Source organism: uncultured Paracoccus sp. (assembly GCF_945915435.1).
Taxonomy (GTDB): domain Bacteria; phylum Pseudomonadota; class Alphaproteobacteria; order Rhodobacterales; family Rhodobacteraceae; genus Paracoccus.
Window position 1 is genome coordinate 1 of the sequence record NZ_CAMEFG010000076.1, and the last position, 7,392, is coordinate 7,392.

Below are 7,392 nucleotides of genomic sequence, written 5' to 3' on the forward strand. Positions count from 1 at the left end.
CCGATGCCCCGCGTGCCCCCCGTCACAAGTGCGATTTTCGACATGGTTCCCCCCTTTGGTAAACTACATTTATAATATTGCTACATAACTCGGTATTGGTGCGCAATATAATTACTTGAACTGATCCGGAGGGCGCAATTGGGCCTTCACGATGCCCTTGTCCGATGCCTGCGCCAGACCTCGATCATCCAGCCCAGCATCACGGCGTTGAGGACATGCCACATGAAATGCGTCCCCAGCGGCAGCGCGCCGCAAAGCGGCTGGTCCAGCGTGCGAAAGGCCAGCGAGGCGATCAGGATGCCCGCCCCGATGGCCAGTCCGCGCGCGGTTTCGGGCAGGCGGTTTCGCAGCAGGGCGGCATAGATCAGGATCAGCAGCGGCACCGGCGCATAGCTGGCCGATGACCCGAGGCCGGGGATCATCGCAAACAGCGGCACGGTCGCCGCCGCATAGGGGATGAAACCGACCGTCGCCAGCGCCGCGACCCAAGGCCGCGCCCCGAAGTAATCGCGCGTGGCGGCAAAGACGTAAAGCAGGATGAAGCCCAGGATCGGCAGCACGTCCATCAGCCCCGTCAGCCGGTTCGCATGGGTGTGAAACAACCACGATCCGATGCCGATGACGAACAGCACCCCGGCCAGCGCCCGCCCCATCGCCATGCCCGGCCCCTTCAGCCGGGGCCAGACGAGAAGGGCGGCGATCAGGAAGGCAAGGTTGGTCAGGGCGTTGACCGGCTCGGACCAGTATTCGGGACCTGTGCGTTCGCAATAGGCATCGACCGGGGCAAGCCAGCTCATCGTGGCGCCTCGGCGGTTGCAGCCTGGATGTTCGGATCGGCAGCCATTCGTTCCCCCGGTTCGCGTGTCAGATGCAGGATAGGGGGTGATGGCGGGAAGGGTAAAGGGGGGCAGGCGGCTTGCAGGGGCTTGCGCCGGTGGTGCAGGATGGCCGGGTCACCAGGGGGGCACGGCATGTTTCAGGGTTTCGACGAAGCCGATATCCCGGTCGAAGGGGCCACCATCCGCGCGCGCGTGGGCGGCAGCGGGGCGCCGCTCTTGCTGCTGCACGGCTATCCGCAGACCCATGCCATGTGGCACCGCATTGCCGGGCGGCTTGCCCGCAGCCATCGGGTCGTCGTGCCCGACCTGCGCGGCTATGGCGATTCGACCGCCCAGGACGGGGATTTTTCCTTTCGCGCGATGGCGCGCGACCAGGTGGCGGTGATGCGCCACCTGGGCCATGCGCGCTACCATGTCGTGGCCCATGACCGGGGCGCGCGCGCCGCCCATCGCATGGTGCTGGACCACGCCCAGGCGGTGCAATCGGTCGCGCTGCTGGATATCCTGCCGACGCTCGAGGTCTGGCGGACGATGGACGATCGGCTGGCGCGGCGCTATTATCACTGGCTGTTCCTGTCCCAGCCGGGCGAGATGCCGCGCCAGTTGATCAATGGCGATCCGGTGATGTTTCTTCATTCCGCGCTGTCCGGGCTGTCCGGTCCGCCCGGCATGTTCGCGCCCGAGGCGCTGGCCGAATACGAACGCGCCGCCCGCAACCCCGCGGTCGTGGCGGCGTGGTGCGGCGATTACACCGCCGCCGCGACGGTGGATCTTGAACATGACCGCGCCGATCTGGGCCGCACCAGCCCGATCCCCTGCCTCGTGCTGTGGGGCGGGCGCGGCGCACTCGCCTGTCATCGCGACCCGCTTGGGGCCTGGCGCACATGGTTTCCCCATGCGCAGGGCCATGCGCTGGATGCCGGGCATTTCCTGGCCGAAGAGCGCCCGGACGAGGTTCTGGCGGCGATCGAGGACCACCTGAACGCGGCCCACGCCGCCGGGTAGCGGGCGGCGCGGGCTTTCACGCGCGCTCTAGCGGCCCATCGCGTAGAACTCGTCATTGGCCCGCATGCTGGTCGCATTGGCGAGCCGGTTCGAGAGGCCGAAGAAGGCCGAGATGGCGGCGATATCCCACGCGTCCTCCTCGGTGAAGCCATGCGCCTTCAGGCTGTCCAGATCGCTTTCGCCGACCTCGTAGGCCCGCTGCGAGACCTTCACGGCGAAATCCAGCATCGCCTTTTGACGGTCCGTGATGTCGGCCTTGCGATAGTTGACGGCGACCTGATCGGCGACCAGCGGATTCCTGGCGCGGATGCGCAGGATCGCCCCATGCGCCACGACGCAATACTGGCACTGGTTGAGGTTGCTGGTCGCCACCACGATCATCTCGCGCTCGGCCTTGGTCAGGTTGCCGTCCTTTTCCATCAGCGCGTCGTGATAGGCGAAGAAGGCGCGGAATTCGTCCGGCCGATGCGCCAGCGCCAGGAAGACGTTGGGGATGAAGCCGGATTTCTCCTGCACCGCCAGGATGCGGTCGCGGATGTCCTCGGGCAGGTCCGCGACTTCGGGAACCGGAAAGCGGCTGATGGGGGCTTGGGTGGTCATGGTTTTCTCCGTCAGATGTCGTTGATGGGGACGATGACGCGGCCCCGGACGCCGCCGCCGATCAGTTGCGTGCAGACCTCGGGGGCGTCTTGCAGCGCGATGGATTGCGTCATCGATTCCAGCAGGCGCGGGTCCAGGTCGCGGGCAAGGCGGCGCCATGCCTCGCGCCGTTCGTCCAGCGGGCACATCACGCTGTCGATCCCGGCCAGCGTGACCCCGCGCAGGATGAAGGGCGCGACCGTGGCGGGGAAATCCATGCCCGCCGCAAGGCCGCAGGCCGCCACCACGCCGCGGTATTTCATCCCGGCGCAGACATTGGCCAGCACATGTCCGCCCGCCACGTCGATGGCGCCCGCCCACTCTTCGCGGGCCAGCGGCCTGCTCGGTTCGCTGAAATCGGACCGCGGCAGGATGCGGCTGGCGCCAAGGCCGGTCAGGTAACCCGCTTCCTCGGGGCGGCCCGTCACGGCGACGACCGTGTAGCCCAGCTTCGCCAGCACCGCGACCGCCACGCTGCCCACGCCCCCGGCGGCGCCGGTCACCAGCACCTCGCCGCTGTCGGGGGTGATGCCGTGACGCTCCAGCGCCATCACGCACAGCATCGCGGTATATCCGGCGGTGCCGATGCTCATGGCCTGGGCGGGGCTGAAGGCAGGCTCCAGCGGGATCAGCCATTCGGCCTTGACGCGAGCCAGTTCGGCCAGCCCGCCCCAATGGACCTCGCCCACGCCCCAGCCGTTCAGCACGACCTTGTCGCCGGGCTGGAAGGCGGGGCTGTCCGAGCGTTCGACCACGCCCGCGAAGTCGATCCCCGGCACCATCGGGAACCGCCGCACGACCGGCCCCTTGCCGGTGATCGCCAGCGCGTCCTTGTAGTTCAGCGTCGAGCAGGCGACGCGCACGGTAACGTCCCCCTCGGGCAGTCGTGCCTCGTCCAGTTCGGTCAGCGCGACCCGCTGGCCGCCCTCGTCCTTTTCGATCAGCAATGCCTTGAACATGGCGGTTTTCCCCTTTCGGAACCGGGTTGCAGAAGGGCCAGGAAGCCCGTGGCGAAATCGTCGAGTGCCGCAGGGCCGCGTTCCAGCTTGGCGCGCAGGACCGCCCCCTCCCAGCCGATCCAGAAGAAGCGCGCCAGCGCTGCGCAATCGGCACCGGGCGCGACCTGACCGGCAGCCTGCGCGGCGGACAGGCATCCGGCCGTTCGTTCTTCCCAATCGCGCAGGGTGGCTGACAGCCGGTCGCGGAAGGATTCGGGCAGGGTGCCCATTTCCTGCCCCAGGTTGCCGACAAGACAACCCCGGCGATAGCCGAATCGCGCCATGCCGTCCCTGGCGTCGTCGAAGAAGCCGCGCAGCCGGTCCAGCGGCAGGCGGCTTTCGTCGCTGAAACAGCGGTCCAGCTTGCGGGTGAAATAATCGGCATAGGCGTCGATCAGGGCGAGACCGAACGCCTCCTTGCTGGCGAAGTAGTGATAGAACGACCCCTTGGGCACACCCGCGGCGGACAGGATTTCCTCGATCCCGACGGCGCTGAAGCCCTTTTCGGTCAGCACCGCGACGCCCGCCCGGATCAGCACCATCCGGGGCGCGTCCGGCAGGGACTGGTCCTTGCGGGGGCGGCCCCGTCTGCGGGGTGATTGCGGGGCTTGCGACAGGCTCATGTCCGTTTGCTAGACCAGCCGTCTTGTAAAATCAATAATTATCCGACCGACCGTCTTGGTAATTGTCGGAAAGGATCTCGACGGGAAACGCCTTGACTTTGCGCGGCGGCTCTGCATGACGAATGCAGCTTTGGTTTCGGCGGGTTGCCGCCGGATTGAAAGGGAACTGCGGTGCGCCATCCGGCAAGGCCGCGGCTGCCCCCGCAACTGTAAGCGGTGAGCGAAGGCCGAACATGTCACTGGGGGCAGCCCCGGGAAGGCCGGTCCAAGCCCTGACCCGCAAGCCAGGAGACCTGCCAGAGCGATCACCCATTTCCGGCGCGGGGCGCGTCCGGAAAGCGGCCCGTCCGCAGCGGTGACATCCACCGGCCTGCGGAAAGGCATGTCCTTTGCCACAGGCCAGTCCGTCATCCGCAGGCAGGCCCTGCGCAGGAAAGGCAATGTCATGTCCCGGTCGCCGATCTCTTGGTCCCAGATTTCCCGTATCGCAATCTGCGCGGCGTTCGCGCCGTTCCCCGCCCTGGCTCAGCAGGCGGGGGATGTCGATGCGATAACCCTTGATACCGTCGTGATTTCAGGCGGGCTGTCCCCGATCGCGGGCGATGCCTATGGTCGCGCCCATACGGTCGTGACCGGCGAAGAACTTGAGCAGCGTGGCATCCGCACCGTGCAGGACGCGCTGCGCGAGGTGCCGGGGGTTTCGGTCAACTCGCCCGGCGCCAGTGTGACGCAGGTCCGCATCCGGGGCGCCGAGGCAAACCATACGCTGGTCCTGATCGACGGGGTTCCGGCCACGGGCGGCAATGACGAATATTACTTTTCAGGGCTGGAGACCGCGAATATCGACCGGATCGAGGTCCTGCGCGGGCCGCAATCGGTCTATTACGGCTCGAACGCCTCGGCGGGGGTGATCAATATCATCACGCGCAGGGGCGAACCCGGCACCCGCTATGGCGGCGCGGTCGAACTTGGCAACGGATACGGGGTTTCGGGCTGGTTCACGCAGCGGACCCGGCGGGGCGGGCTGGCCTTCAGTGCCGCGAGCCGCGACGATCACGGCTTCGACCAATCCGGGGATGGCGGCGAAAAGGATGGCACCCGCCGCACCACGCTGGGGCTGACCGGCGACTGGCAGGCCAGCGACGATCTGGTGCTGGGCTTTACCCTGCGTCGCGCCAGCGAGGAATATGACCATGACAGCGTTGCGGATTGGGATGACGATATAGGTGCGATCGTGGACGGCGACGGCAATGTCGTGACGGGTCCCGAAGGTTATGTCTACGACGATCCCTTTCCCCAAAGCGAGCGCATCGAATTCACGGGTTCGCTCTGGGGCGAATATGCCATGCTGGACGGGCGGTTGCTGCACCGGCTGGAATATCAGGACACGGTCTTCAAGCAAAACCAAAACGGCGGCGCCTTTACGCGCGGCCAGACCCGCGCGCTGAAATACCGCCTGGGCGTCAGCTTGGACGGCGCCCCGCTGGCCGAGGCGCGGCAGATGCTGAACCTCATGGTCGAGCGGGTCGAGGACGAAAACGACGCCGCCCCCGATTACGCGCGGGCGAACAATTCCGTCGCGCTGGAATATCGCGGTTTCTTCGACAGCGGGCTGGACGTGCAGGCCGGGCTGCGCCGCGACGATTTCGACAGTTTCAAGGACTTCACAAGCTGGAATCTCGGCCTGTCCTGGCAGGTGCCGGGGCAGGATTTGCGCCTGCACGCATCGGCCGGGCGCGGCCTGGTCAAGCCGTCCTATTACGAATTGTTCGCCGATGACGCCTATACGCTGGGCAATCCCGGCCTGCGGCCCGAACGCAACGCGGGCTTCGATATCGGGGTCGAGGCGCAGTTGCTGGACGGCCGTGCCACGCTTGACCTGACCTGGTTCCAGGAAAGGATGGAGGACGAGATCACCTATGTCTACGGTGCCGCGCCGGGCGGCAGGGCCAGCTATGTCAACCAATCTGGCAAGAGTCCACGAAAAGGCGTTGAGGTTGCTGCGAAAATTCAGGCAACCGATGCCCTGGACCTGGGATTGAGCTATACCTATCTTGACGCGAAGAACCCCGACGGCTCGGTCGAGACACGCCGTCCGCGCCACGAATTGGGCCTGCGCGCGAGCCATGCCTTCCATGATGGCCGGGGCATCGTCACCGCCGATCTGCGCCATGTCCGGGGCAATTACGACCAGCAATTCTGGGGCAGCTATCCGATCCGCGAACTGCCTGCCCATACCGTCGTCAATGTCGCGGGCGGCTATGACATCAACGACAACCTGCGCGCGACGGCCCGTGTCGTGAACCTGTTCGACAAGGAACATATGGACGCATGGGGCTATGCCTCGCAAGGCCGCACCGCCTATGTCGGCGTGGAAGCCAGATGGTAGGACGGCTGATCCGGGCCGGGTGCGTGGCGCTTGGCCTCGGCCTTCCGGCCCTTGCCGCGCCGCCGCAAAGGGTGGTCTCGATGAATCTTTGCACCGATCAGCTTGCGATGCTGCTGGCGGGGGCGGGGCAACTCATCTCGGTCAGCCATCTTGCGCGGGACCCGCTGTCCTCATCCATGACGGAGGAGGCCGCGCGCTATCGGGTCAATCACGGGCTGGCCGAGGAAATCCATCGCCTGCGCCCCGACCTGGTGCTGGTGGGCAGCCATAGCGCGCCCGCGACCGTGGCCATGCTGGAACGGCTGGGGGTGCCGGTTGCGGTCTTTCCGCCCGCGGGTGATTTCGACGGCATCCGCGCCAATCTTGGCAAGATGGGCGAGGTACTGGGCCGCGAGGCCGAGGCCGAGGCGCAGATCTCGGCATTCGATCAGGGGCTGGCGGCGCTGGTGGATGAGCTTGCCGCCCGCCCCCGCGCCGCGCTTTATGAGGCAAATGGCTACAGCACCGGCGACAGCAGCCTTGCCGGGCAGATCATGCTGGCGGCAGGGCTGGACAATATCGCCGCCGAGGCCGGGCTGACCGGCGGTGGCGTGCTGGCGCTGGAACAGCTTGTGCTGGCCAATCCCGACATCCTGATCCGGGGGCGGCGCTACGCGGGTGCCTCGCGATCCGAGGAAATCCTCGGCCATCCGGCGTTGGCCGCGCTGGCCGAAGGCGCCGGACAGGGGGTCATCGCGGACCACGATTGGGTCTGCGGCACGCCGCGCGTGCTGGCGGCCATCGCGGCGCTGCGCGAAATCCGGCTGGAGCTGGAGGAAGGATCATGAGCCAGCGCACCCTGCTGGCCGGGCTGTCGCTTCTGGTGGCGGCGCTGTTCCTGGCCTCGCTGCTGACCGGCC

At 66.8% G+C, this 7,392-nt stretch carries 7 protein-coding genes and 1 riboswitch; of the genes, 3 read left to right on the forward strand and 4 right to left on the reverse strand.

Annotated features, from left to right (window positions below; genetic code table 11):
- Positions 1-146 precede the first annotated feature (146 nt).
- On the reverse strand, positions 147-797 hold the full coding sequence (locus Q0O97_RS17020) for a ceramidase domain-containing protein (RefSeq protein WP_294932217.1): 651 nt from the start codon (positions 795-797) through the stop codon (positions 147-149).
- Between the two features lie 174 nt (positions 798-971).
- Between Q0O97_RS17020 and Q0O97_RS17025 the strand changes: the two genes are divergently transcribed.
- Positions 972-1,844 carry an alpha/beta hydrolase gene (locus tag Q0O97_RS17025; protein ID WP_294932220.1) on the forward strand — a complete coding sequence of 291 codons (873 nt, stop codon included), beginning with the start codon at positions 972-974 and terminating at the stop codon, positions 1,842-1,844.
- A gap of 27 nt (positions 1,845-1,871) precedes the next feature.
- Here Q0O97_RS17025 and Q0O97_RS17030 read toward each other — a convergent pair whose 3' ends face one another.
- Genes Q0O97_RS17030 through Q0O97_RS17040 form a run of 3 tightly spaced genes read right to left on the reverse strand, consistent with a single transcriptional unit; the run spans position 1,872 to position 4,104 of the window.
- On the reverse strand, positions 1,872-2,444 hold the full coding sequence (locus Q0O97_RS17030) for a peroxidase-related enzyme (protein ID WP_294932224.1): 573 nt from the start codon (positions 2,442-2,444) through the stop codon (positions 1,872-1,874).
- 11 nt (positions 2,445-2,455) lie between these two features.
- A complete protein-coding gene (locus Q0O97_RS17035) occupies positions 2,456-3,442 on the reverse strand; it encodes an MDR family oxidoreductase (protein ID WP_294932227.1) in 987 nt (328 codons plus the stop codon).
- Complete coding sequence (locus Q0O97_RS17040) at positions 3,424-4,104, reverse strand: TetR/AcrR family transcriptional regulator (protein ID WP_294932230.1); 681 nt, start codon at positions 4,102-4,104, stop codon at positions 3,424-3,426. The genes Q0O97_RS17035 and Q0O97_RS17040 overlap by 19 nt, the downstream gene beginning before the upstream one ends.
- Positions 4,105-4,218: 114 nt before the next feature.
- Positions 4,219-4,420, forward strand: a riboswitch (cobalamin riboswitch).
- Positions 4,421-4,549: 129 nt separating this feature from the next.
- Here Q0O97_RS17040 and Q0O97_RS17045 point away from each other — a divergent pair.
- Both Q0O97_RS17045 and Q0O97_RS17050 read left to right on the forward strand, forming a co-directional pair.
- Complete coding sequence (locus tag Q0O97_RS17045; RefSeq protein WP_294932233.1) at positions 4,550-6,493, forward strand: TonB-dependent receptor; 1,944 nt, start codon at positions 4,550-4,552, stop codon at positions 6,491-6,493.
- Positions 6,487-7,320, forward strand: coding sequence for an ABC transporter substrate-binding protein (locus Q0O97_RS17050; RefSeq protein WP_294932236.1), 834 nt, complete (start codon positions 6,487-6,489; stop codon positions 7,318-7,320). The genes Q0O97_RS17045 and Q0O97_RS17050 overlap by 7 nt, the downstream gene beginning before the upstream one ends.
- The last annotated feature ends 72 nt before the right edge of the window (positions 7,321-7,392 follow it).

Bases quoted from the DNA above. Each gene is read 5' to 3' on its own strand.
- Q0O97_RS17020 (WP_294932217.1), bottom strand. From the start codon at position 797: ATGAGCTGGCTTGCCCCGGTCGATGCCTATTGCGAACGCACAGGTCCC.
- Q0O97_RS17025 (WP_294932220.1), top strand. From the start codon at position 972: ATGTTTCAGGGTTTCGACGAAGCCGATATCCCGGTCGAAGGGGCCACC.
- Q0O97_RS17030 (WP_294932224.1), bottom strand. From the start codon at position 2,444: ATGACCACCCAAGCCCCCATCAGCCGCTTTCCGGTTCCCGAAGTCGCG.
- Q0O97_RS17035 (WP_294932227.1), bottom strand. From the start codon at position 3,442: ATGTTCAAGGCATTGCTGATCGAAAAGGACGAGGGCGGCCAGCGGGTC.
- Q0O97_RS17040 (WP_294932230.1), bottom strand. From the start codon at position 4,104: ATGAGCCTGTCGCAAGCCCCGCAATCACCCCGCAGACGGGGCCGCCCC.
- Q0O97_RS17045 (WP_294932233.1), top strand. From the start codon at position 4,550: ATGTCCCGGTCGCCGATCTCTTGGTCCCAGATTTCCCGTATCGCAATC.
- Q0O97_RS17050 (WP_294932236.1), top strand. From the start codon at position 6,487: ATGGTAGGACGGCTGATCCGGGCCGGGTGCGTGGCGCTTGGCCTCGGC.